The 24,460-nt window shown below is 43.2% G+C and carries 23 protein-coding genes and 1 other RNA gene; 11 read left to right on the forward strand and 13 right to left on the reverse strand.

All coding sequences use genetic code 11. From position 1 onward, the window contains the following. The first annotated feature begins 318 nt into the window (after positions 1-318). Together RS893_RS28600 and RS893_RS28605 are read left to right on the forward strand one after the other, a co-directional pair. Complete coding sequence (locus RS893_RS28600) at positions 319-999, forward strand: HEAT repeat domain-containing protein (protein WP_315788952.1); 681 nt, start codon at positions 319-321, stop codon at positions 997-999. A gap of 148 nt (positions 1,000-1,147) precedes the next feature. After that, positions 1,148-1,711 (forward strand): phycobiliprotein lyase, encoded by a 564-nt coding sequence (locus RS893_RS28605; protein WP_009455349.1) that lies wholly within the window; start codon positions 1,148-1,150, stop codon positions 1,709-1,711. Positions 1,712-1,987: 276 nt separating this feature from the next. Here the strand turns inward: RS893_RS28605 and RS893_RS28610 are convergent, their stop codons facing one another. Both RS893_RS28610 and RS893_RS28615 read right to left on the reverse strand, forming a co-directional pair. Then, complete coding sequence (locus tag RS893_RS28610; RefSeq protein ID WP_315788953.1) at positions 1,988-2,137, reverse strand: hypothetical protein; 150 nt, start codon at positions 2,135-2,137, stop codon at positions 1,988-1,990. A gap of 72 nt (positions 2,138-2,209) precedes the next feature. Beyond that, positions 2,210-3,700, reverse strand: a complete 1,491-nt coding sequence (locus RS893_RS28615; RefSeq protein ID WP_315788954.1) for a site-2 protease family protein — start codon at positions 3,698-3,700, stop codon at positions 2,210-2,212. 155 nt (positions 3,701-3,855) lie between these two features. On the opposite strand from RS893_RS28615, the gene RS893_RS28620 reads away from it, so the two are divergent. After that, the gene (locus RS893_RS28620) at positions 3,856-4,542 is read left to right on the forward strand and encodes an MBL fold metallo-hydrolase (RefSeq protein WP_315788955.1); all 687 of its coding nucleotides are present in this window, start codon (positions 3,856-3,858) and stop codon (positions 4,540-4,542) included. A 63-nt stretch (positions 4,543-4,605) separates the two neighbouring features. Here RS893_RS28620 and ctpA read toward each other — a convergent pair whose 3' ends face one another. Beyond that, the gene (gene ctpA, locus RS893_RS28625; protein WP_315788956.1) at positions 4,606-5,853 is read right to left on the reverse strand and encodes a carboxyl-terminal processing protease CtpA; all 1,248 of its coding nucleotides are present in this window, start codon (positions 5,851-5,853) and stop codon (positions 4,606-4,608) included. Between the two features lie 572 nt (positions 5,854-6,425). On the opposite strand from ctpA, the gene petB reads away from it, so the two are divergent. From petB to RS893_RS28640, 3 genes are all read left to right on the forward strand, one after another. Then, positions 6,426-7,073 carry a cytochrome b6 gene (gene petB, locus RS893_RS28630; RefSeq protein ID WP_102152826.1) on the forward strand — a complete coding sequence of 216 codons (648 nt, stop codon included), beginning with the start codon at positions 6,426-6,428 and terminating at the stop codon, positions 7,071-7,073. A gap of 271 nt (positions 7,074-7,344) precedes the next feature. Continuing rightward, positions 7,345-7,827 carry a cytochrome b6-f complex subunit IV gene (gene petD / locus RS893_RS28635; RefSeq protein WP_016866281.1) on the forward strand — a complete coding sequence of 161 codons (483 nt, stop codon included), beginning with the start codon at positions 7,345-7,347 and terminating at the stop codon, positions 7,825-7,827. A gap of 610 nt (positions 7,828-8,437) precedes the next feature. Further along, a complete protein-coding gene (locus RS893_RS28640; protein WP_315788957.1) occupies positions 8,438-8,881 on the forward strand; it encodes an anti-sigma regulatory factor in 444 nt (147 codons plus the stop codon). 267 nt (positions 8,882-9,148) lie between these two features. Here RS893_RS28640 and ssrA read toward each other — a convergent pair. The 10 genes from ssrA to RS893_RS28690 all read right to left on the reverse strand — a co-directional run bounded on the left by ssrA (position 9,149) and on the right by RS893_RS28690 (position 17,549). After that, positions 9,149-9,537, reverse strand: a transfer-messenger RNA (tmRNA) gene (gene ssrA / locus RS893_RS28645). A 171-nt stretch (positions 9,538-9,708) separates the two neighbouring features. Next, entirely contained in the window at positions 9,709-10,656 is a 948-nt protein-coding gene (locus RS893_RS28650) for a F0F1 ATP synthase subunit gamma (RefSeq protein WP_315792130.1), read from the reverse strand. Positions 10,657-10,755: 99 nt separating this feature from the next. Further along, a complete protein-coding gene (gene atpA, locus RS893_RS28655; protein ID WP_315788958.1) occupies positions 10,756-12,276 on the reverse strand; it encodes a F0F1 ATP synthase subunit alpha in 1,521 nt (506 codons plus the stop codon). 167 nt (positions 12,277-12,443) lie between these two features. Next, a complete protein-coding gene (gene atpH, locus RS893_RS28660) occupies positions 12,444-12,998 on the reverse strand; it encodes an ATP synthase F1 subunit delta (protein WP_315788959.1) in 555 nt (184 codons plus the stop codon). A gap of 2 nt (positions 12,999-13,000) precedes the next feature. Further along, positions 13,001-13,546, reverse strand: a complete 546-nt coding sequence (locus RS893_RS28665; protein ID WP_315788960.1) for a F0F1 ATP synthase subunit B — start codon at positions 13,544-13,546, stop codon at positions 13,001-13,003. A 156-nt stretch (positions 13,547-13,702) separates the two neighbouring features. Continuing rightward, entirely contained in the window at positions 13,703-14,134 is a 432-nt protein-coding gene (locus tag RS893_RS28670; protein WP_315788961.1) for a F0F1 ATP synthase subunit B', read from the reverse strand. Positions 14,135-14,331: 197 nt separating this feature from the next. After that, on the reverse strand, positions 14,332-14,577 hold the full coding sequence (gene atpE, locus RS893_RS28675; RefSeq protein WP_009457001.1) for an ATP synthase F0 subunit C: 246 nt from the start codon (positions 14,575-14,577) through the stop codon (positions 14,332-14,334). Positions 14,578-14,860: 283 nt separating this feature from the next. Then, positions 14,861-15,616 carry a F0F1 ATP synthase subunit A gene (atpB, locus tag RS893_RS28680; RefSeq protein WP_016866288.1) on the reverse strand — a complete coding sequence of 252 codons (756 nt, stop codon included), beginning with the start codon at positions 15,614-15,616 and terminating at the stop codon, positions 14,861-14,863. Between the two features lie 98 nt (positions 15,617-15,714). Next, the gene (locus tag RS893_RS28685) at positions 15,715-16,173 is read right to left on the reverse strand and encodes an ATP synthase subunit I (RefSeq protein ID WP_315788962.1); all 459 of its coding nucleotides are present in this window, start codon (positions 16,171-16,173) and stop codon (positions 15,715-15,717) included. Positions 16,174-16,364: 191 nt separating this feature from the next. Continuing rightward, on the reverse strand, positions 16,365-17,549 hold the full coding sequence (locus RS893_RS28690) for a class I SAM-dependent methyltransferase (protein WP_315788963.1): 1,185 nt from the start codon (positions 17,547-17,549) through the stop codon (positions 16,365-16,367). Between the two features lie 237 nt (positions 17,550-17,786). On the opposite strand from RS893_RS28690, the gene RS893_RS28695 reads away from it, so the two are divergent. The 5 genes from RS893_RS28695 to RS893_RS28715 all read left to right on the forward strand — a co-directional run bounded on the left by RS893_RS28695 (position 17,787) and on the right by RS893_RS28715 (position 24,368). Continuing rightward, a complete protein-coding gene (locus RS893_RS28695) occupies positions 17,787-18,518 on the forward strand; it encodes a 2-phosphosulfolactate phosphatase (RefSeq protein WP_315788964.1) in 732 nt (243 codons plus the stop codon). Between the two features lie 499 nt (positions 18,519-19,017). Further along, complete coding sequence (locus RS893_RS28700) at positions 19,018-22,431, forward strand: phycobilisome rod-core linker polypeptide (RefSeq protein ID WP_315788965.1); 3,414 nt, start codon at positions 19,018-19,020, stop codon at positions 22,429-22,431. 470 nt (positions 22,432-22,901) lie between these two features. Beyond that, complete coding sequence (apcA, locus tag RS893_RS28705; protein ID WP_102149730.1) at positions 22,902-23,387, forward strand: allophycocyanin subunit alpha; 486 nt, start codon at positions 22,902-22,904, stop codon at positions 23,385-23,387. 65 nt (positions 23,388-23,452) lie between these two features. Next, positions 23,453-23,938 (forward strand): allophycocyanin subunit beta, encoded by a 486-nt coding sequence (gene apcB, locus RS893_RS28710; protein WP_102149729.1) that lies wholly within the window; start codon positions 23,453-23,455, stop codon positions 23,936-23,938. A 226-nt stretch (positions 23,939-24,164) separates the two neighbouring features. Beyond that, entirely contained in the window at positions 24,165-24,368 is a 204-nt protein-coding gene (locus tag RS893_RS28715; protein ID WP_009457010.1) for a phycobilisome linker polypeptide, read from the forward strand. Positions 24,369-24,460: the final 92 nt, after the last annotated feature.

The following is a 24,460-nucleotide window of genomic DNA, read 5'->3' on the forward strand; positions in this document are numbered from 1 at the left end:
AAGGAGGACAAGGAAGACAAGGGAGATGGGGAGTGTGTAGACACGTTCATAGGCTTAAGGTAAGGGTGGAGTGTGTAGACACGCTCATAGGCTTCCCGTAGGGTGGAGTGTGGGGACAAGGGGGACAAGGAAGACAAGGGAAGGGAGAAATTACCTATCTCCTATTTCCTGTTCCCTATTCCCTGTTCCCTCTTACCAATGACAAATGACAATTGACCATTGACAACTGACTAACAATCCACCCAAAGAGGGTGAATGTATATGAAAAGACGTAATAATACTTAATATATATTAAGTAGAAAAAGCCAATTAAACCAAATGGCAGTTCCAAGCTTAGAGGAAATTTCCGCTCAGTTAGACAGTCCGAATCTACGCGATCGCATGGTTGCTCTTGCCTCATTGAGAGACATACCAGCAGAGGAGGCTGTACCTTTAATTAAAAAAGTGTTGGATGATGAGTCCTTGCAATTGCGATCAATGGCAATATTTGCCTTAGGCATTAAACAAACTTCGGAGTGCTACTCTATTTTGGTCAAAATTCTGGAAACCGACCCAGACTATGGCATTCGTGCTGATGCTGCTGGTGCGCTAGGATACTTGGGTGATGGTAGAGCCTTTGAGCCTCTGTCAAGAGCCTTTTACGAAGATACTGACTGGTTAGTTCGCTTTAGTGCTGCTGTCTCATTAGGTAATTTAAAAGACACTCGCGCCCGTGAAATCCTTTACCAAGCCCTCGATAGTGAAGAAGTAGTACTACAACAAGCAGCGATCGCAGCACTGGGAGAAATTAAAGATATCAACGCGGTAGATCGCGTTTTACGTTTTGCTCAATCAGATGATTGGTTGGTGCGACAACGTTTAGCTGAAACTCTGGGCCAGCTTCCCACTCCTAAAAGTGTCTCCGCGTTGAGGTACCTAGAAAAAGACAGTCACGAAAACGTTGCTGAAGCTGCCAGAATTTCTCTCAAGAGATTAGAGGAAGCAGGCTATCAAGCGTAAGGACACATAGAAAGGGAGACAAGAGCATTTCATTTTTTCATTCTCCCTTGTCCCCCTTGTCCCCTTTTGCCCATCTCCCTATTTCCCTGTTCCTGCTACCTTGTAATAAGTGGGATCATCAAGAATTTGACATAAGGTAATTTGATTCATGAGTATTGAAGAGTTTTTTGAGTTAAGTGCAGGTAAATGGTTTTCCCATCGTACTAGTCATCACTTAGCTTTTAAACAATCCGAGTCTGGTAAATCAGATATCTTTATAGAAATGCTGGCAGCAGATCATCCAGAGGTAATCAAACTGTGTGAACAGTATGAAATTGACCCTAAACGTGCTTCTTGTGGCGCGAGAGTGACTTGGAACGGCACGATGGAATGGGATGAACAAGATCATAAGGGTTCTACGGTATTAGTTCCAGTACCGAATGAAGATAACCCCAACGAAGGCAAGTTGTTGCGGGAAATGGGCTATGCTGAGAAAATGCCTGTTGCTGGCAGCTATAAGATTGGTGATGATGACGCATTGACCTTAATTACAGAATACGAAACAATGTGGTCTGAAGAGCGCCTCTGGTTTGCTAGCCCTAATTTACGAATGCGAGTCGGCGTCCTGAAGCGCTTCGGTGGCTTTAGTATGGCTTCGTTCACATCTGAAATTCGCATGGGTGGTGCTGCACCAGCAAAAGCTTCGGAAGCAGCCAATTCAGCATCAAGTTAGTGCTACCATATAGCCCACGACTAAAGTGCGGGCTAATAGCCAAAACCCACTTTTACAGTGATCAGTGATCAGTTAACAGTAATCAGTTAACTGTGATCAATAACTGATCACTGATAGAAGCATTTTACTTGCGGGTGGGTTCAATTGTCTGTCTTAAGTGGAAACAATATTATTAACTCCCTCCCCTTAGTAAGGGGAGGGTTGGGGTGGGGTTTTGAGTATTCATGCAAGAGGTCTAATATTTATGAACTCTCAGGTTAAAATATAAACTTTATTTCAAGCGTCTTTGTGAGATTCAATTGCAGTTGTCATTAAGGCGATCGCTTCTTTCATAGGAGCATCTTCAACACTAGTGAGGTATGATGCTTCTAGTTCAGCCACAATACCAAGGGGCTTTCCATTTTGGCAGATCGCACAGAAACTCACTACTTCTTAATCGCTGCCATTCTTCAGGATTTTCCCATTTACTCATAATTTGGGTCTGATTAATCTGCAAATTTAGATTTGCAACAAACTAGCGATCGCCTGTGGTAATGGTAGGATGATCATCACTAACAAAGCCATTGCGAACAATCCCCAAATATCACGTTGGTTGTCCAGTTCCGTTACATCATTTAAAGCAGGTTCATCCATTAAGGGTATGAACAACAAAATCAATGCCCATAAGAAAAATCCTGGTTGCACTAAAGACAACAACAGCAGTAGTAGACGAGCAACTTGACCAATTAAAATAGCGTTTCTTTGCCCAAACATTGCATGGACAATATGACCCCCATCTAACTGTCCCACTGGCATCAAATTCAATGCAGTTACAATTAGTCCTAAACAAGCAGCTACAGCTACTGGATGTAAATCAATAGCTGATTGTGGTGTTAATTGATTACCCAAAGCCAGCTTAGAGAGCAGTGCTAGTAAAATTGAATATTTGGGATTGAGCGCATCAGGATTTAATAGTCCTGTTTTTTCCTCTGGCAGACTCACAACGTTAGAGTGAGCTAAACCCCAAATCAATAACGGTAATGTCACTACAAAACCTGCCAAAGGCCCGGCAATGCTCACATCAAATAAAGCTTTACGGTTCGGTACAGGACTACGCATTTTTATAAATGCACCAAAAGTTCCCAAGAAAAATGGCATGGGAATAAAGTAAGGCGGAGTTGAGCGAATTTTATAGCATCTCGTTGCCATTAAATAGTGACCAAGTTCGTGGACACCCAAAATAAACATCAAAGCTAGGGCATAGGGTAATCCTTGCAAAATCAGGCTTGGATTAGATTGAAACTGGCGGATTGTCAATTCAACACCAGCAATTCCTAATCCAACCTTGGTAGTTGTTACTAAAGTAGCTAACAATAGCAAGAACGACCAACTAAATTGTTTTAATTGTTCTTCTTTTCTAAGTGTATTACCTTGGGTAGCTAGAGTATTAGGAACAAGTACAAAGAAGGGTTTGCCATTTACACCTTCTTGAAAGAAAACTAAAAATCGACCTGCAAATTTTGTTTCTATATTTTCTTTAATCTTTTGGTATGCTTCGTTTGGTTTGCTTCTTAACTGCCCTCGGCAAATTACAGCCTGAGGTCTATACTCTATATTCTGGATGTAATATACAGACCAAGGAAAACAATCTCGCAGTTTTTGTTCTTCGTTTGGCTGAATGGGACGCACGGGAGTTGGTTCTGTACTAGGGACTGTTGTGACTTCTGTTTGTGGCACTTGAGTTTCAGTTTGTTTGTCTTGCTGTGGTTGGCGTCCCCATTGAAATAGCACCCAGTATAAAATAGGACAAATGACTAATGGCCAAATCATTAGCGATCGCGGTAGTGGTTGTTTTTCTCCATGCATTACTGTCCATCCTGTCCACAACAGTGCTGGAGTCATTAATACCAACCACAATAACCAGACAGGTGTCTGGGTGAGGCGAGCAACACTACGTTGCACCATTAGATAAGTAATTAGTCCCAGTAGAATCAGAAACCAAACTGTCATGTGATTTTTGTTTATTTTGAAATGTCAGTCCAAACTTGTGGTCAACCGCACCACTATTATTGCCACAAGATAGACACTATCCCACTTTTTAATTGGTGAGAAGTTTTATACTTAAACCGGATTTGTTAAGACTCCTCAAGGAAATTGTTTTTCTCATGTGTCCCTTGTCTCAAGAATCAAATCATACAGCCAAGCCACCACAAGAAGTCCTAAATACTATTTTTGCATTTCCGCCAAATCGGGACACACTAGGGGGAACAGCTTATTTTATTGTCAGAAATGAAGGCAATATCCTGATTGACTGTCCTGCCTTTGACCAAACTTACCAGGATTTTATGCGAGCGCATGGCGGTATAAGTTGGTTATTTCTCACCCACAGGGGGGCTATTGGTAAGACAGTAGAATATCAGCAAGCCTTCGATTGTCAAGTTTTAATTCAAGAGCAAGAAGCATATCTCTTGCCTGAGGTAACTGTAACTACTTTTAGTCAGGAATTTGTCCTTGATTCCATCACAAAAGTGATTTGGACGTGTGGGCATTCTCCCGGCTCATCTTGCCTTTATTATAGTCAGTCTGGGGGTGTGCTGTTTTCTGGACGTCACTTACTTCCCAACCAGCAAGGCGATCCAGTTCCATTACGAACAGCTAAGACTTTTCACTGGCATAGGCAAATAAAGAGCATCAAAATGCTTTTAGAACGCTTTACTCCTGAAACACTTCAATACATTTGCCCCGGAGCAAACACGGGTTTTCTTAGAGGCAAACGTGTAATAAGTAATGCATATGAATGCTTAGCCAGTCTAGATTTAGCAGCACTATTGCAGACGCAAGCGATTATATGAAGGCAGAAGGCAGAAGGCAGAAGGATAAATACCAATACTTCACCCTTCATCCTTCATCCTTCATTAACCTGCCCCACCTGCCAGCACAGAGTGTTGTGTCAGCACTTCCATTGCTGCTTGATATTGCAAGTCAGCTTCTGTACCAATCTGTTCGCGAGTAATTGGCACAGAGGCAATTATTTTGTCTGGTTTTATACCTAATTTATTAATGTCTCTATGTTTTGGGGTTTCGTACTTGGCAATGGTGACTGCTAAACCAGAACCATCCGACAATTCAAACAAGGATTGGATTAAGCCTTTACCAAAGGTGGTTTCCCCTACGAGTATGGCACGACCGTTATCTTGCAATGCACCAGCGAGAATCTCACTAGCACTAGCTGTGCCTTCATTGACCAGAACAACTAGCGGATCATTCGTGAGTGCTGGGCCAAATGATTCAAAGCTGCCTTGAATTCCTTGGCGATTGGCTGTGTAGACGATCGTACCAGAATCTAACCACAAACGTGCTACTTCAATCCCTGCTTGTAGTAAGCCTCCAGGGTTATTTCGCAAATCCAGAATGTATGCAGATGCGCCTTTTTTCTCTAAACTATTAATGGCTTGTGCCAACTCTGTAGCAGCATTAGCATTAAATTGAGTGAGGCGAATATACCCAAATGGGAGTCCTCCTGGAGTATTTTGTAACTCTGCGACTACAGGGTTTAGAGAAATGCGATCGCGCATAACTCGAAACTCTTTTTGCCCTTCTCCGTCTCGTTCGATAACTAACGTGACTAAACTGCCAATTGGGCCACGCATTCTCGCAGCAGCTTCATCAAGCGTAAGGTTTTGTGTAGCAATACCCTCTATTTTGACAATGCGATCGCGCGACCTAATTCCTGCTTTTTCTGCTGGTGAGCCTGCAATCGGAGCCACTACTTCCAAACCGCCTGTCTGTTGATTCAAAGCAATTTGTAAGCCTACCCCAGTCAGTTCTCCAGAAGTATTTACCTGTAAACTCCGGTATTGCTCTGGATCTAAAAAACGGGTAAAGGGGTCATCAAGGCTTTTGAGCATTTCATGAATTGCTGTGTATGTTGATTTTTGGTCTGGTAGAGATGTGGAAAGAATTTTTTGCCTCACAGCCGCCCAATTTTGATGATTAAACGTGTCATCTAAATAAGTGCGGTTCACAATTCGCCATACTTCCGATACCAGCTTTTGTTCTTGTGTCAATGCCGTTGCTGGTTGACAAAAATTGCAAAATCCTAACCAAAACGCTACAAAAAGTGACAATCCAACCCGAAAAACCTGCTTATACATTAACCCCATTTTTTAATCCCACTTTTTACCCAAAATTGCTGAGTTTCGACGCAAGTACCTTAATTGAGACCTCTGACAAAAGTCAGGTAAGGAGAAAGGGGTAAAGGAAAAGAATCTTTACCCTCTAACCTTTACTCTCTTACTTTTGCAATCGGTTTATGAAATCTATCTGTCGACTATGTTACTTTTTTTATAGAAGTGGTGGATTGTGAAATCAAGAGGTTTAATCTTCTGATTCGGTGCAAATCCCCCTCTACAAACGATAAAATCTACTTTGTGTCCAGCATTTTTTGATTGGGTGCAAAGAGAACGCAATATATTCCATCTTTGCAGAGTGTTAAGTTTTTTTTAAATTATTAACACTCTTAAGGCTCATCAACAACCGAGCTTTTCTCCTCTTTGCAAAAAAGGACTGGGTACTCAGGATAGGAAATAGGGAATAGGGGACTGAGCCTTAGGAACTAAGCCAGATGATACCCGATACCCGATACCCGATACCTGCTCCCTACTCCCCAATCACCAATCCCCGGTAAGTTGGGAGATTTATTAACCGCGATCGATTTCTAGGAACTTGAGATTGTATGGCCAATGTTTATGACTGGTTCGAGGAGCGCTTGGAGATTCAAGCGATCGCTGATGACGTCACCAGCAAGTACGTCCCTCCCCATGTCAACATCTTCTACTGCCTGGGTGGAATTACCCTCACTTGCTTTTTAATCCAGTTTGCCACTGGATTTGCCATGACATTCTACTACAAGCCAACTGTAACGGAAGCTTATGCTTCTGTGCAGTACATCATGAATGAAGTGAGCTTTGGTTGGTTAATTCGCTCCATCCACAAATGGTCTGCCAGCATGATGGTGCTGATGATGATTCTGCACGTATTCCGGGTTTACCTCACTGGCGGTTTCAAAAAGCCCCGCGAGTTAACCTGGGTCAGTGGAGTCATCCTAGCGGTGATTACCGTTTCTTTTGGCGTCACTGGCTATTCTCTGCCTTGGGATCAAGTTGGCTATTGGGCGGTGAAAATCGTTAGCGGTGTACCAGAAGCAATTCCCGTAGTTGGCACTTTGATTTCTGAACTGCTGCGCGGCGGTTCTAGCGTCGGACAAGGAACACTAACTCGTTACTATAGTGCCCACACCTTTGTATTGCCTTGGCTAATTGCCGTCTTCATGTTGTTTCACTTCTTGATGATTCGCAAACAAGGGATTTCCGGCCCATTGTAATTTATGTGGGGATGAAGCATTCTTTGTGGCAGTTAGCCTACCAGCCACAGAGCTTGAAAGCATGAATGCTTCTTCCCTAAAGTTATCAGGTACTGACTTTCAGTTTTCAGATTCAGTTGTTTGTTTTAAACTGAAATAAAAAATAACAAACTTATTGACACATAGAAGACAAAAAAACAAACAGTTGCATCTTAAGCTGAAAGCTAGTGCCTGAAGCTCGAGGCTTAAACAAATGCTTTAACTCGATGTCAGCAGGAGAGCACATAAAAAAATGGCAACACTAAAGAAACCAGATCTGAGCGATCCTACCTTAAGAGCCAAACTAGCCAAAGGTATGGGTCATAACTACTATGGCGAACCCGCTTGGCCCAATGACCTACTCTACGTCTTTCCAGTTGTAATCATGGGAAGTTTCGCTTGCATTGTGGCCCTAGCTGTACTAGACCCAGCTTTGGTCGGAGAACCAGCAAATCCCTTTGCAACACCGCTAGAAATTTTGCCAGAGTGGTACTTGTACCCTGTATTCCAAATTTTGCGCTCAGTTCCCAACAAACTCTTAGGAGTATTGTTGATGGCATCTGTACCTCTGGGACTGATCCTTGTTCCCTTTATTGAGAATGTCAACAAGTTTCAAAATCCCTTCCGTCGTCCTGTAGCGACAGCAGTTTTTCTTTTCGGTACTTTAGTTACCCTCTACTTAGGTATTGGTGCTACTTTCCCATTGGATAAATCTTTGACTTTGGGATTATTCTAAACTTTAAGTCACCATAAACCTAATTTGACGCCTGTGGGTTTTCTCAGCAAGTGCAGATGTACTTTTATTGAGAAGTCTACAGGTGTTAATTTTGATAATCCAGTTTGTGTTTTAGATCTGTAAGTTTTTCTGATTATAAATTTTGGATTACAATACTATTCCAAAATCTATAACCTATAAAATGATAGTAGATATAAATAACTGGAATTTAGTCAAACATAAGAGCATGGTTAATGATAGCAGCCAGTTTCAAGTTATTTTACGTTATTGAGACTAAATAATATCATGGTTCAACTTGACCTTATAGTATTTAGTAATTGGTGAGTACTCTAAATCACATATGACAAGTAATAAAGGAAGTTGGTAGTTGAGGTGAGGCAGCACACAAAACAGGAGGTTTCCACGCTAGGTAACGCCAGTTGCCTTTGCCAGAAAACCTTACTTTTACAGAAGTTGCTGTAGATGCAAAGCAGCTTGCTACAAGGGCGTTTCGATAATGCCCATTTGACAAAGTTGCAAAAGGTGGGGTTATTTCCAAAAATAAACAACAAAACATATTTATGCTAATCTTCTTCCAAAATTTTTCACCTACATATATATGCCAAGGTCAATGCTTAGCATAGTGCAGCAAGACCATCTGACTGTGAAGAGCGAACTCAAGCTTCTAAACCGGGTGCAACAGTGGTTTGAACAATTCTGTTTGCAACATTTATCTAAACTTGATTGGTCAGAAGGTCAACTTCATCGCCTTAACCTAGCATTAGCAGAAGGTTTTACTAATGCCGTCCGCCATGCTCATCATACCCTCCCTCCAGAAACAACCATTGATATAGACGTTTCTCTATGGATGGATCGACTAGAGATTAGAATCTGGGATTATGGCAAACCTTTTAATCCTGATGCGATCACTGAACCAGAGCCAGGTACTCTGCAAGTCGGTGGGTATGGATGGTTCCTGTTGCGACGCTTGGTCGATCAAGTCGTCTATGAACGTGGTGCGGATGGCAGAAATTGCTTGCTGATCGTTAAGTATGGTCTACTAAAGCAGCAATAAGGTTTTTGTTTAAATTTAATATTCCAAATAGTTACTTGTAAATTATATATAAATCTAAAAACTTAGCGATCACTGCAAATAAAAATGTAGCAGAAGAGAGTTTTCTAATCTTCAACTACGAGCTTAATATAATATCTGATTTACAAGTTTATATTAACGTTATTTAATTTTTCTTGTATCAATTAAATATTGAAGCGATCGCTACTACTCGAATTTTTTGATAAAACAAAATCCACCTCATTAACTTAGGTGGACTGGCTTATTATTTAATGGATCCGAGCAGAGTCGAACTGCTGTCCAAACTGGGTATTGACCCCCCGCTCATTCACAGGTTTAGCCTTTCTAACCCTCAAGGCGGGGAACGTTCATTATCCCGAACGGTAGGATACTCTGGCAAAGTCTTTGCTAACAAGTTCACCAGAGAGAACTTATCAGCGCATCCGTTGGGGTTTGCCTCTAGCCCTTAACGGAGTCAGACTAGAAGCGCTCGAACCTATAAGAGGCTATTAGGCAGCTACAAGAGCTTCCTTACGAGCAAATTTTACGATGTTGTTCGCATTTACTTTTTTTTGAGCCTTGGATTTACGAGAGATGACTCACTCTCGACCTGAATCACAGAGTAGCTTTCGCCAGCCTGTCAAAACCGGTACGGACCCATGAAGATCGCATAGTCTTATTATAGTATGCCGTTTTTAAATGTGCCACTTTGCCACTTTATAGTTGGAAAAAGGTCAAAGGTTAAGGGGAAAAGGATAAAATCCTTTTCCCGTTCCCTTTTAACCTTTACCCAACAAAGTGCAAAAGTCATTTTTGCGAAAGATCAAATCTTAGGTAAGTGCTTCAGCACCGCCTACAACCTCAAGAATTTCCTGAGTAATTGCAGCTTGTCGTGCTTTGTTGTAAGACAGAGTAAGGTTATTGATCAATTCGCCAGCATTATCGCTGGCATTGCTCATAGCTGTCATGCGCGCAGCCAGTTCGCTAGCTGAAGATTCCTGTAATGCTCGTAATAGTTGGTTAGTCAGATACAAAGACAACAGAGAATCCAAAATTTGGGTTGGATCTTGCTCAAAGATCATGTCGCGGGGAAGGGGACGAGTCTGAGTGGTGACTTTCTGCCGTTCGACTTCAAACTGACCACCACGAGTGGTGAGACGGAAAATTTCATCATCTGCGGTTTCTAAACCTTGGGGGTCAAGAGGAAGCAGAGTTTGTACTACTGGACGTGAACTTACTAAAGAGACAAAGCGAGTGTAAATCAATTCGACGCGGTCTACGCTTTCTGATAGAAACAGGGAAAGCAATTCATTGGCAATATTGGAAGCTTCACCAGCAGTAGGGATTTGCTCTAAACCAGTGTAAATCGCATCAATTGGTTGATTACGACGTTGGAAATACTGTGTAGCTTTTCGTCCTACCAGTACTAACTTGTAATCTACGCCTTCTGCTTTGAGTTCCTTGATGCGAGTTTCGGCCCGTTTGATAACGTTAGTGTTGTAACCACCACAAAGACCGCGATCGCCTGAAATGACCAATATTCCTACTGACTTAACTTCCCGTTTTCTCAGTAAGGGTAGGTTAGCGTCTTCAAACCGGAGACGAGCTTGTAAACCGTAGAGTACTTGTGCCAAGCGGTCAGCGAAGGGGCGGGTGGCTAATACTTGCTCTTGGGCACGACGCACCCTTGCAGCAGCCACCAACCGCATGGCTTCTGTAATTTTTTTGGTATTTTTAACCGACTGAATGCGATCGCGTATTGCTTTGAGATTAGCCATAATCTTTATGAATTGGTAATTGGTAATTGGTAATTGATAATTGGTAATTGGGTAAAAGTTTTTGCTATTACCCATTACCCATTACCTTTTACCGATTTCCTATGCTGTTGCCAAGAAGGTCTTTTTATATTCGTTGATTGCTTCTTTCAAAGCTGCTTCTTCGCTGTCACCTAGTGCTTTTTGGGTTTGCACACCTTGGATATACTGTGGTTTGCTGGTCTTTAAGTATTCCCGCAGACCCTTAGCGAAGGTTGTGACTTTATCAACGGGAATATCGTCGAGATAACCGTTAATACCAGCATAAAGAATGGCTACTTGCTCATACACTGCCAAGGGCGAGTTTTGAGGCTGTTTGAGAAGTTCCCGTAAACGCTGACCTCGTGCCAACTGGTCTTGGGTTGCTTTGTCAAGGTCAGAAGCAAATTGAGCGAAAGCTTGTAATTCGTCAAACTGAGCCAACTCTAGCTTTAACTTACCAGCAACTTTCTTCATTGCCTTAGTTTGAGCGGCAGAACCCACGCGGGATACAGAAATACCAGGGTTAATAGCAGGACGAATACCAGCGTTGAACAAGTCAGAAGATAAGAATATCTGACCGTCAGTGATGGAAATCACGTTGGTGGGGATGTAAGCAGATACGTCACCTGCTTGGGTTTCGATAATTGGTAGGGCTGTCATACTGCCTTTACCCAATTCGTCACTCAGTTTAGCTGCCCGTTCCAACAAGCGGGAGTGGAGGTAGAAAACATCTCCAGGATACGCTTCCCGTCCGGGTGGACGACGCAACAGCAAGGACATTTGACGATAAGCTGCGGCTTGCTTGGAGAGGTCATCGTAAATTACTAGGGTCGCTTTGCCTTTGTACATAAAGTACTCAGCAATTGACGCACCAGTATAAGGAGCCAGGTATTGTAGGGACGCAGGGTCACTGGCGTTAGCAGCGACAACGACGGTGTAGTCTAGCGCGCCTTTGTCTTGTAATGTTTGGATGACGTTGGCGACAGTAGAAGCTTTTTGACCAACTGCCACGTAAACACAAATTACATCTTCTTCTTTCTGGTTAATGATAGTGTCGATCGCGATCGCTGTTTTCCCAGTCTGACGGTCGCCAATAATCAATTCCCGCTGACCACGACCAATGGGAATCATCGCGTCGATAGCAGTGATACCAGTTTGCATTGGTTCGTGTACAGACCGACGAGCAACGATACCAGGTGCAGGAGATTCAAGCAAACGGCTTTCTGCTGTCTTAATTTCACCTTTACCGTCAATTGGGCGACCCAAAGCATCGACAACGCGTCCAATCAAGGCTTCCCCTACAGGAACCTGAGCGATTTTGCCAGTAGCGGTGACGGTGCTGCCTTCTTGAATTGAGTGACCTTCACCCATCAACACCGCACCAACGTTGTCTTCTTCTAAGTTGAGGGCGATGCCGACTGTACCATCTTCAAATTCTAACAATTCCCCAGCCATAGCCTTTTCTAGACCATAAACACGGGCAATACCGTCACCTACTTGTAAAACTGTACCAACGTTAGCAACTTTGACTTGTTGGTCGTATTGCTCGATTTGTTGCTGAATAATGCTGCTAATTTCGTCAGGTCTGATGCTAATTGCCATTTGTTTATCTTACTTTTTGGTGAGACAACAGGAGTTAAAAATAATTTTAGAATTTAGGTTTTAGATTTTAGATTACGAAGATTGATAGCTTATAAACTTGTTGCGGAGCAAGCAAAATAATTAGCATTTTTGAATCCAAAATCCAAAATCCAAAATCCAAAATTACTTTAGGCGCTTGTTAAGCGCAAAGACAGGCGACGCAGTTGACCCCGCAAACTAGCGTCGATTACCTGAGAACCTACTTTAATGATTACACCACCAATAATGTCAGGGTCGATTCTAGTTTCTAGTTCTACTTCGCGAGCATTGGTCATGGCGATGACCTTTTGTTTCACTGCTGAGGCTTGTGCTTCACTCAGAGGAACAGCAGAAACCACTTCTGCTAACACTGTTTGTTTGATCTGCCGCAAAAGCGCTAAATATTGTCGACAAACATCTTCCAACAACATAATGCGCCGTCTATCTACCAACAGCATTAAAAAATTACGGAAATAAGTGTTAGCACCTTCACCAAGAATCTGGTTGAGAACTGCTTTTCTATCCTCAACCTGGATAAAGGGGTTGTTAAGAAACTTTTGTAGCTCCTCACTGCTAGACAACAAGTTCAGCAAAGCCCGAATATCTTCGCCGAACTCTTCTGTCAAATTTCTGGACTGTGCTACCGACATCAAAGCCTCTGCATAAGGCAGGGCTATTTCTCCTAATCCTGCATTGCCTTTCATCTTTAGCCTCCCAGTAGCGCGATACTGCTATCAATCAAGCTTTGTTGAGCATCGTCGCCAATTCCACTGCGGAGTTCCGACTCGGCTTTTTGCAATGCCATTGCTACTACCCGTTGCCGTAGTTCGGCAAATGCTCGCTCTCTTTCTGTATCTAAATCGCGGGCGGCTGTTTCTTTCATTCGTTCCACTTCCTCTGCTGCCCGCGCTAAAATTGCTTCACGAGCTGAGCGAGCGTTTTCTTCGGCAGCTTTGCGAATTTGTTGCGCTTCTGCTTGTGCCTGAGTCAACTTTTGTTGGGCGTCGGAAAGTTGGGCTGCTGCTTCTTTGGCACGCTCTTCTGCTTCCCGAATTGTAGTTTCAATATTTGAGCGTCGCTCGCTGAGGGTGTTACTGATAACTTTACGCCCAAAGTAAAATAAAACACCAATTAGAATTGCCAGGTTAATTATATTGGTTTCAAGAATATTGAAGTCTAGACCAAAACCGCCTGGCGATTCTGCTTCTGCCGCCTCTGTGGCTAATAATAAGACACTTCCTACAATACCCATCTACAACTGCGCTGCTCCCTTGCTAATCGTAAAGTTAGAACTTTCCCCAAAGGAAAAAAGTGCCCATATGTGACACTCAATTCAGCGCTCACCGGACAAAAGCCCCGCAGCGCATGTACTGTTTGGAACCGATCTTGTCAACTATCAACAATCACTTTATTTGACTAAAGAAGGCCCCAAGAGTTTTTCCAAAATCTGCCTGCTGAAGGCATCTACCTGTTGCTCTAAGGAACTTAAAGCTTCCTGCTTCTGCTGTTCTATTTCTTGAGCCACTTGTTCTCGTTGCGCCTGAGCTTCTTTTTGTGCTTCAGCGATTTTCTCGGCAGTAATTTTTTGAGCTTCAGCTTGAGCTTGGGCAATGACATTTTGAGATTGTCTGCGCGCTTCTGCTAGCTGTTGCTCATATTCCTTGGTTAATCGCTCGGCTTTAGCCAAGCGTTCCCGAGCTTCAAGGTTATTCGTTCGGATATAATTATCGCGATCGTCCAGTACCTTGGTCAATGGCTTGTAGAAAATCACATTTAAAACAGCTGCCAACAGCAGGAACTGCAATGCCATCAAGGGCAAGGTAGCATCGAAATCAAACATTTCTCTCCTTTTTGGCTGTAACAGCAGTTTTTGTGGCTAGCAATTTTGATTTACCTTTGATTCAAGGTAAATCTAGACTCAGAGACGTGATACCAAACTGGGATAATTTAGTATCATTTTGAGATTTTGCGAAAATCTCAAATCCAAAATTGGTATGAGTCATCACGTCTCCAAAAATCAAGGAAAAGTTTTAGAGATTAGGCAAATGGGTTAGCAAACAGTAATACCAACGCAATCACCAGACCATAAATTGTCAGTGATTCCATGAATGCCAATGTTAACAGCAGTGTACCGCGAATTTTTCCTTCTGCTTCTGGCTGACGGGCGATACCTTCTACTGCTTGACCTGCGGCATTACCTTGACCAATACCAGGACCAATCGCAGCTAAACCAATTGCTAAAGCAGCAGCAAGAACTGAAGCAGCAGAAATCAATGGATCCATGTTATTTTCCTTACCTTAAGTAAAAAACAAACGGTTTGCAATTTTGTTTCTTAGAGTTGAAACTGAATTTAATTTCCAGTCTCCAACATCTAAATCATTACATCAACTGAGGACTTCAACAGTTATCAGTTATCAGTTATCAATTTCATCGCTTGGGTGAAGGTACTTCTACCAATTGCTCAAAGGCGTTGGTCGCACTTTTTTACCCTCCAGCATAGGCATGATAACTGTACCCTACGGGAAGCCGCTTGCGCGCGTCTACACTGTTCACTGTTCACTGTATCTAGTGTTCCTCATGCTCTTCACCACCATGTCCCTCCATCGCCTCGTGAATATAAGCTCCTGCAAGGGTAGCAAAAACTAGGGCTTGAATGGCGCTGGTAAACAAGCCAAGAGCCATCACCGGCAGAGGAACAAATAGAGGGACTAATAGAACTAGTACCGCCACCACTAATTCATCCGCCAAAATGTTTCCAAAAAGACGGAAGCTTAGGGAAAGAGGTTTGGTGAAATCTTCTAGAATCGCGATTGGTAATAGAACCGGTGTTGGTTCGATATACTTTTTAAAGTAACCCAGACCGCGCTTGCTAAAACCAGCATAAAAGTAAGCTAAAGAAGTCAATAACGCCAGTGCTACTGTCGTATTGATGTCATTGGTTGGAGCCGCCAATTCACCAGATGGCAGTTTGATGAGCTTCCAAGGAATTAAAGCGCCCGACCAATTTGATACGAAAATAAACAGAAATAATGTGCCGATGAAAGGCACCCAAGGACGATACTCTTTCTCACCCAGCTGGTTTTTCGTCAAATCCCGAATAAATTCTAGGGCATATTCCATAAAATTCTGTATGCCACTAGGAATTCTTTGGACGTTGCGAGTAGCAGCAATTGAAGCCACTACTAAAATGGCAATCACAAACCAGGAGGTAAGAAAAACTTGTCCATGTAGTTTTAGATTACCCAACTGCCAGTAGAAATGATGTCCTACTTCTAATTCGGCAAGGGTGAAGGAATTGAAGAAGTTCAGAAAATTGAGCATTTTCTTCCCAAATCAACTAATTCTCCAATCTTAAGCTGGAGAACAGAAACTAGAAGCCTGGTGTGGATTTACTTAAGGCAAACTCACATTGAGCCTTTTTAAGGTTTTGGAATATTTGGCAAGCCAGAGATAAAAGCTTCTCTAACTACATAAAAGATGAGCGTGGCTTTATATGTCAGAAATCCCAAAAATATGGGCATGATTTGCAGTTCATTCCACCGGGATGCCAGCAGAATTATCACTACTAACAGGGCAAACCGATTTTTATTCAGTTGCCGCTTTTGTGGGCCTAAGCGCTCAACATCTTTTGCCAACATCCTCATGTAAAGCATACCCGTAAATGCCCCAAGAAGATAATTAAGGGCAATATTTAGGGAATAAAAAAACCACACAGAGATAAAAACAATCCCCGTCAAGACAAGCGTGATTAGCAAAAACTCTTGATAGAGTTTATAAAACTCTTGCATAGAGTTTACTGGTTCTGTGTCCTCAAAACCAGGCATTGAATCTTGTCGTGTTGTCGGTGTGGGATCAGTTGATTGATCAGACAAGCTCACGGGACTTGAAACCAGTACAGCTAATTATGTTGACTGCACATTCAGCCAGCTAAATCATATCACGAGCAGGTAACAATACTTTAGAAAAAAACAATTAACTTAGCCATTTATTTAGTTGTTGGTTGTTGGTTATTGATTTAAATGTTCCAAACAACAAACAACAAATAACAATCATCACCTCTAGATATTGTTCAGGTTGGTGTTAGCATGAGCAATTGGTCTTTTAGGAGCGATCGCACTTGCTTTAACTCTAGCTGTACATCATCCCGCAAAATTTCTGCGACTGTTTTGTTCCCCTCACAGGCTTGCAGAAATTTTAATTCGGCTGCCGATAAGTGTACGATTTGGTAGTCGTAATTGAATACACACTGGCTCGGAAACCCATCTATACAGGGATTACGCTCAGCAATTGCTGCCATTAAAGCACCATCGTTTGACCAGTCGGCTTTGGTGATGGGTAGACGACCAAGAAAAAATTCGTAGTGGGTGACTTCTGGGTCTAGCAATTCTATCAGACGGTAAAGTTGGCGATCGCTCAATTCACCTGCCCTGACCATCAATTCCGGTGCTTTGCCCAAAAGTCGCTCCAATTGCCAGAAACCAGGATTTGAGAAGCCGATAAACTCTAATCCGGAAGCGTCGATGAGTTCAAACAGCGTGTCTATATTGTAATCAATTTCTTGAGGATGGACATACATGTCAGCAAAGCATTCATCTCGCTGATTTTCCAAAGACCAGCGCTCTCTTTCTCGCTTGACAATTCTATTGTTTTCTGGTAGTGAGGCAAAGATCTGTCGCCCTACTTGGACACCATCACGATAGTCACCGCGTTTTTCACCTTGAATCAGGGCGATCGCTTTTTGCATGAGTTGAATTTCCCAGCGTCCTAGTTCCCCGTACACAAAAATATGCATTAAGCCGCCTGGAGCTAGTTTACTCGCTAAGGCTTGAATACCGCGAATCGGGTTGCTTAAGTGATGCAGTACCCCCACACAGTTAATGAAATCAAACTCACCTGAAAGGTGTGCCACATCGTAAAGACTGAGGTGATGGAACTCGACGCGATTTGCTCCTGAGCGTTTGCAGCGTTCTCTGGCGACATCCAAAGCACCAGCACTCAGATCAATTCCGACTACAGAAGCATGAGGGTTGAGGTGAACTAAATACTCTGTTCCTACTCCTGTACCACAACCAGCATCTAAAATGCGGATGTCTTGCCTTTTGGGTTTTTGCCCAGTGCAGAAGTTATAAGCGGCTAACCAATTCCAGCGCCAGTTGTAGCCAGGGGGTGGTTCATCCAACAACGGTTCTGGTGGAAAAGGATAGGTATCGTAGAGTTTCGCAACAGCAGTACTAACAGTTTGGGAGTCGGACATAACAAGCTTTCATGGCAGCATTTTTGAGTTTAACGCTTGTGGTTGTCAAATGCGATCGCCTACTGTTTACCAAAAACTTTAGTTCTTGGCTGATAGCAGAAGTCCACTAAAGTGGACTCAATGTAGCTTCTTAGTCTTGATATTCAGTCCGTTTCAACGGACTTAAGCTATTAGCTTGCAATTCCAATTGCAGGCGGACTTTCAAAAATTCGCTAACAATACTATTTCAAGCCACAAATGATTTTTAATCAATCAGAATTTGACCTGCGCTGCGAATGGGGAGATCACGGTGTCACTCAACTTGCTCCCATTAGCGATGTGGTTGTGATAGTTGATGTTTTGTCTTTTTCTACTTCTGTGGAAATTGCCACAAACAACGGCGCGATCATTTTTCCCTACGACTGGAAAGATGAGTCAGCACTTGATTATGCCAAATCTTTACAGGCGCAATTGGCAAGCGATCGCACTTCTCAAAATAGCTATTCTCTCTCACCTGCATCGCTAACAAAAATTCCAGCAGAAACTAAACTGGTTTTGCCATCACCTAATGGTTCTTCCCTGACTTTACAAACTGGTAAAACACCTACTTTAGCTGGATGCTTACGAAACTGCGAAGTGGTGGCTAAATTCGCTCAAAAATATGGTGCCAAAATAGCAGTTATTCCCGCAGGTGAAAGGTGGAGAGATGGTAATCTAAGACCTGCATTTGAAGATTTGATTGGTGCAGGGGGAATTCTTAGTTATCTCAATGGCAATTTATCACCGGAAGCAGAAATTGCTGTGTCAGCTTTTCATGCTGTTAAGAAGAATTTGTTAGCGTCTTTGAAAAAATCTAGTTCTGGCAAAGAATTAATTGCCCGTGGATTTGAATCAGATGTAGAAATCGCAGCCGCTTTCAACGTGAGTGATTGTGTACCTTTGTTTACGGGAAATGTCTATGTTAAACAATCGCTAGTTTTTAGTGAATAGTATAAAGGTCAATTTGATGGTAAATTTCTTCCTTGTCTCATCTGAACTCGTCAATTGACAATTGACCAAACAGAGGCAGAGGACAGAAGGGAGAAATTTATTTTCCCTCTGTCAAAAGGTTCACAAGTCCCTAAATTTATTATGGGGATTCTCCTTCTGCCTTCTGCCTCCTGCCTTCTAAAAAACTCATAGTCTCCTACAGACAAAATCTTGGTATTTTTGGGGTTTCGTTACCTACAGATACAAAACTTAGATTTTTTCTCAGAAAACCAAAACATCTACCTTCAAGATTTGATACATCAACGCTACAGTTTCTACATACTTCTTAATAAAGCCCCTGATAAATCCCAAAACGTTCTAATCTAAAAGCTGACTGGGTTAATTTTTTCTGGCAACTTAGCAGGCGACACAGGGGAAGCATGAAAATACCGATGTGTCAAGCCCTAAAGTGACCCAGACTTAACACATAAACGCATATGATGGGAGTTTTACAAATCCGATGAGTGTTAAGGCAAGTGGTGGAAGCTCAGTTGCGCGTCCGCAACTATATCAAACCCTAGCTGTATCAACAATTTCCCAAGCGGAGCAGCAAGACCGCTTTCTGGGAGCCGGGGAGCTAAATGAACTGGCAAACTATTTTGCATCTGGTGCAAAACGTTTAGAAATTGCCCAGACGCTCACGGACAATTCCGAAATTATTGTTTCTCGAGCTGCCAACCGAATTTTTGTTGGTGGTTCGCCAATGGCTTTTTTGGAAAAACCCAGAGAGCCAGAATTGGCGATGGCGGTAGCAGCAGCTGCATCTACCTCGGATGTTAGAGACGCAATGAAACTCGGAACTGTTACCTACGTGGAAACTCGGGGTGGGTTTCTAGAAAATTTACGTTCCATTTTTAACTCTTCACCTAGTGGGCCAGTCCCACCAGGTTTCCGGCCAATTAACATTGCCCGTTATGGTCCAGCCAACATGGCGAAGAGCTTGCGGGACTTATCATGGTTCTTACGCTACGCTACTTATGCGATCGTTGCTGGTGACCCCAACATTATCGCTGTCAATACGCGTGGTCTGCGAGAAATCATTGAAAACGCTTGCTCTGGTGAAGCTACAATTGTAGCTTTACAGGAATTGAAAGCTGCTGCGCTTTCCTATTTCCGCAGAGACACTGAGGCAGCTGATATTGTGTCTCAGTACATGGATGTTTTGATTACAGAATTCAAAGCACCCAGCCCTTCTAACAAACTGCGGCAACGCCCTTCTGGTGATCAACAAGGGTTAGAGTTGCCCCAAATTTACTTTAATGCGGCAGAGCGGCGTCAAAAATTTGTGATGAAGCCTGGTTTGTCTGCTGCTGAGAAAACCGAAGTAGTCAAAGCAGCATATCGGCAAATCTTCGAGCGTGATATCACCCGCGCTTACAGCTTGTCGATTTCTTATCTAGAATCCCAGGTGAAAAATGGCGACATCTCAATGAAAGAGTTTGTCCGCCGCCTTGCTAAATCTCCACTTTACCGGAAACAATTTTACGAACCATTTATAAATAGCCGCGCCCTAGAACTTGCTTTCCGTCATATATTGGGACGGGGACCAAGCAGCCGGGAAGAAGTACAAAAGTACTTTGATATTGTTTCCCGTGGTGGTTTATCGGCATTAGTTGATGCTTTAGTAGATTCTGATGAGTACTCAGACTACTTTGGTGAGGAAACAGTACCCTACATTCGGGGTCTAGGTCAAGAAGCTCAAGAGTGTCGGAACTGGGGCCCACAGCAAGACCTGTTCAAATACAGCGCGCCTTTCCGCAAAGTACCCCAATTTCTCACAACTTTTGCAGACTATAACCAGCCGCTACCTGACCAACATGTTTACGGTTCTGGTAACGATCCCCTAGAAATTCAATTTGGAGCGATTTTCCCGAAAGAAACTCGTAACCCCAGCAGCCGTCCTGCTCCTTTTGGTAAGGATACCAAGCGTATCCTGATTCACCAAGGGCCAGGAATTAATAACCAAAATAGTAACCCAGCGGCTCGTGGTGAGTTTCCTGGTACTTTGGGGCCAAAAGTCTTCCGCTTAGATCAAATTCCCAGAACCTTGAGCAAAGGAACTGGCAAAGGATCAAGTGTCAAATACTCCGAAAGCTCTACCCAAGCAGTAATTCGTGGGGCTTACCTACAAGTATTTGGTCGTGACGTCTACGAAGGACAGCGCTTAAAAGTTCAGGAAATTAAGCTGGAAAACGGCGAAATTTCTGTACGCGAATTTGTTCGTGCTTTAGCGAAGTCGGATCTGTTCCGCAAGCTCTACTGGACACCATATTATGTGTGTAAGGCGATCGAGTACATTCACCGTCGTCTGTTAGGTCGTCCGACCTATGGTCGTCAAGAAAATAACAAATACTTTGATATTTGTTCTAAGAAAGGCTTTTATGGGCTGATTGACGCCATTATTGATAGCGAAGAATACAGCCAGGCCTTTGGTGAAGATACAGTTCCTTACGAACGCTATCTTACTCCTGGTGGTATAGCATTGCGGAAACTACGTGTTGGTAGCATCCGTGAAGATGTCGGTACAAAAGTTGACAAGGAAGAAACACCCATGTTTGTACAAATGGGTGCTGTTACCGCAACAAGAACAGAACCAGATATTCAGTCACGCATCAACCAAGGTGTCAGCAAGAAGCGCGAACAAAGGAAAATCTTCAAGTTGGTAGCTGGTACTGGCGACAAAGTCGCTGTTCAAAACGTCATTAGTGCTGCCTATCGGCAGATTTTTGAGCGGGATATCGCACCCTACGTTGCTTCTTCCAGAGAGTTTAAAGTACTGGAAAGCAAGCTAGGTAATGGTGAAATCACTGTCAAGGAATTCATTGAAGGGTTAGGTTGTTCTGGTTTATATCTAAAGGAATTTTATACACCCTACCCGAACACCAAGGTAATTGAGCTAGGTACTAAGCATTTTCTGGGACGTGCCCCCTTAGATCAAGCAGAGATTAGGAAGTATAACCAGATTCTCGCAACTCAGGGTATTCGCGCCTTCATCCGGGCGATGTTAAATACCCCAGAGTATCTCCAAGCCTTTGGTGAAGATACAGTTCCTTACAACCGCTTTACAACCTTACCAGCAGCGAACTTCCCGAATACTCAAAGGCTGTACAACCAACTGACCAAACAAAGCAAGGATATTGTTGTTCCTAGCTTTGAGACGACCAAGCCGCGTATGGATGCCGCTAACATGCCAATTATGGCGAAGGCGATCGCAGACATGGCAGCGAAAGCAAGGGCTGTTGACAAGAGCAAGCCACTGTTTATTGAACTAGGTCGTTCTTACAACGATGGTCGTGGACAGTCTGTAGAAGTGGGTGTAGGTACAACTCGTCGCAAGCCTGCGCGGATTTACCGGATAACTGTAGGGGCAAACCAAGCAGAAATACAACAGGTCATCAATGCCATTTACGTTCAGGTAATGGATGTATTTAGCGGTCAAGTGCCTGAGTATTTCCGCCGTACAGACTTAGAAAGTAAACTGCGGAACGGAGAAATCTCTGTACGCGAATTTGTACGTGACTTGGCTAGTTCGGAAATTTATCGCAAACGCTTTTACACTCCCTATCCCAATACCAAGGTGATTGAATTCCTCTTCCGTCACCTATTAGGGCGTGCGCCAGCAACTCAAGCCGAAATTCGTCAGTACAATAAACTACTGGCTGATAGTGGCTTGAAAGTAGCTGTAGAGGCGATGGTGAACAGTCCAGAGTATGCTCGTTACTTTGGTGAGGATGTTGTGCCTTATCAGCGCTTCCCATCCTTACCTGCGGGTAACTACCTCGGTAGTGTTAAAGCAGCAGCTGACTTAGTCAAGCAGTCTTGGTCTAGCTTGTCACCCTCGGTGCTAACTGGACGTTACACTCAAGGAGGTTAAATCAGTGACCAGTTATTAGTGAACAGTTAACAGGAGTATGGTGGGGATTAGCGTAATAAACGCTTTCTACCCATTGCTCAACACTGTTTACTGATAACATCACTGATAAAAGCTGAGCATGTAAGAGAGATGGGGAATCAGGGGAGAAAATTCTCCCCTAATTCTTCTTTGTAATCTTTCGTAACATTGTTTTCAGATTGTGATTAGGGAAGCAAACATGAAAAAGAATGTTACAAACTGTTAAAAGCAGTCATAATTGCTCAGCATAATGCCCGAAAATAATTCCGGAAGGTAGCTGAGTTCCAAAGCTTGCGTAATTACGATTACTCAGGCAGTCTCGAAACATAATAGCTTCAGTAGTTATTTGACTGTTGAATCTAGAGAACGAGAAAATAAAGCTACTATTAAAGCGTTAAGTCGCACCAGTGTAATCTAAATTCTGGTTTCATTAGTACTGGAGGAATCCATTAATGAGTATCGTCACGAAAGCGATCGTGAATGCAGATGCAGAAGCCCGCTACCTCAGCCCCGGCGAACTGGATCGGATCAAGAGCTTTGTTACCAGCGGTGAGCGCCGTCTGCGTATTGCTCAAGTTTTGACCGACAACCGCGAGCGGATTGTTAAGCAAGCTGGTGATCAGCTGTTCCAAAAACGCCCTGACGTTGTATCTCCTGGTGGCAATGCTTACGGTCAAGAAATGACCGCTACCTGCTTGCGTGACCTGGATTACTACCTCCGCCTCATCACCTACGGTGTAGTTTCTGGTGATGTGACCCCCATCGAAGAAATTGGCGTTGTAGGCGTTCGTGAAATGTACAAATCTCTCGGCACTCCTATCGATGCTGTTGCAGGCGGTGTAAGCGCAATGAAGAACGTTGCTGCTTCTTTGTTGTCTGGTGAAGACGCTGCTGAAGCTGGCGCTTACTTTGATTACCTCGTTGGTGCTATGTCGTAGGTGAAACTGTTTCTCCTGTTGAAACAGAAGTATTGCAATACGGTTGGAAATAAGGAAATAACAACATGCAAGACGCAATTACCGCTGTAATTAACTCTTCGGACGTTCAAGGTAAGTACCTCGATACCGGAGCTCTCGAGAAGCTTAAGAGCTACTTCTCAACTGGCGAACTGCGCGTACGTGCTGCTACCACCATCGCTGCTAACGCTGCTGCGATTGTGAAAGAAGCTGTAGCGAAGTCCTTGTTGTACTCTGACATTACCCGTCCTGGCGGTAACATGTACACTACCCGCCGTTATGCAGCTTGTATCCGTGACTTGGATTACTACCTGCGTTACGCTACCTACGCTATGTTGGCTGGCGATCCCTCCATCCTCGACGAGCGTGTATTGAACGGTTTGAAAGAAACCTATAACTCCTTGGGTGTACCCGTTGGTGCAACCGTACAAGCTATCCAAGCAGTTAAAGAAGTAACCGCTAGCTTGGTTGGTCCAGACGCTGGCAAAGAAATGGGTGTTTACCTAGACTATATCTGCTCTGGCTTGAGCTAGGAGCTAGTTTGCGCTTAATAATTTAGGTGCGACTTAAGTGAAGGTCTGGAAATCGATCATGAGTGCTAGGGCGTTTTATTGCTTATCAAGCTAAATTAATGAATGATGAGTATTAACGATCTGGTATTGATGGTTGATTTCCAGACTTGGAGTGAATAAAGATAGTTTTGCACTCAGAATTTTGAAATAAAAAAGTTTTCACCTTCGCCACTGGAGATTTAAGACTATGAGGATGTTTAAAATTACTGCTTGTGTTCCTAGCCAAACTAGAATTCGTACTCAGCGGGAATTGCAAAATACTTTCTTCACTAAATTAGTTCCCTATGACAACTGGTTCCGTGAACAGCAACGTATTCAAAAAATGGGTGGTAAAATCGTTAAAGTAGAATTAGCTACTGGCAAGCAAGGAACAAATACTGGTTTAGCTTAATTTAATTCCTAATTGACCAAACTATTGATTGTAGGGAGTTGTGAAGAGGTCAAATAGACCTCTTTTTTGTGTTGCTAGTAGTCTGGCAACCT

It is taken from the genome of Fischerella sp. JS2 (assembly GCF_032393985.1).
GTDB lineage: Bacteria > Cyanobacteriota > Cyanobacteriia > Cyanobacteriales > Nostocaceae > Fischerella.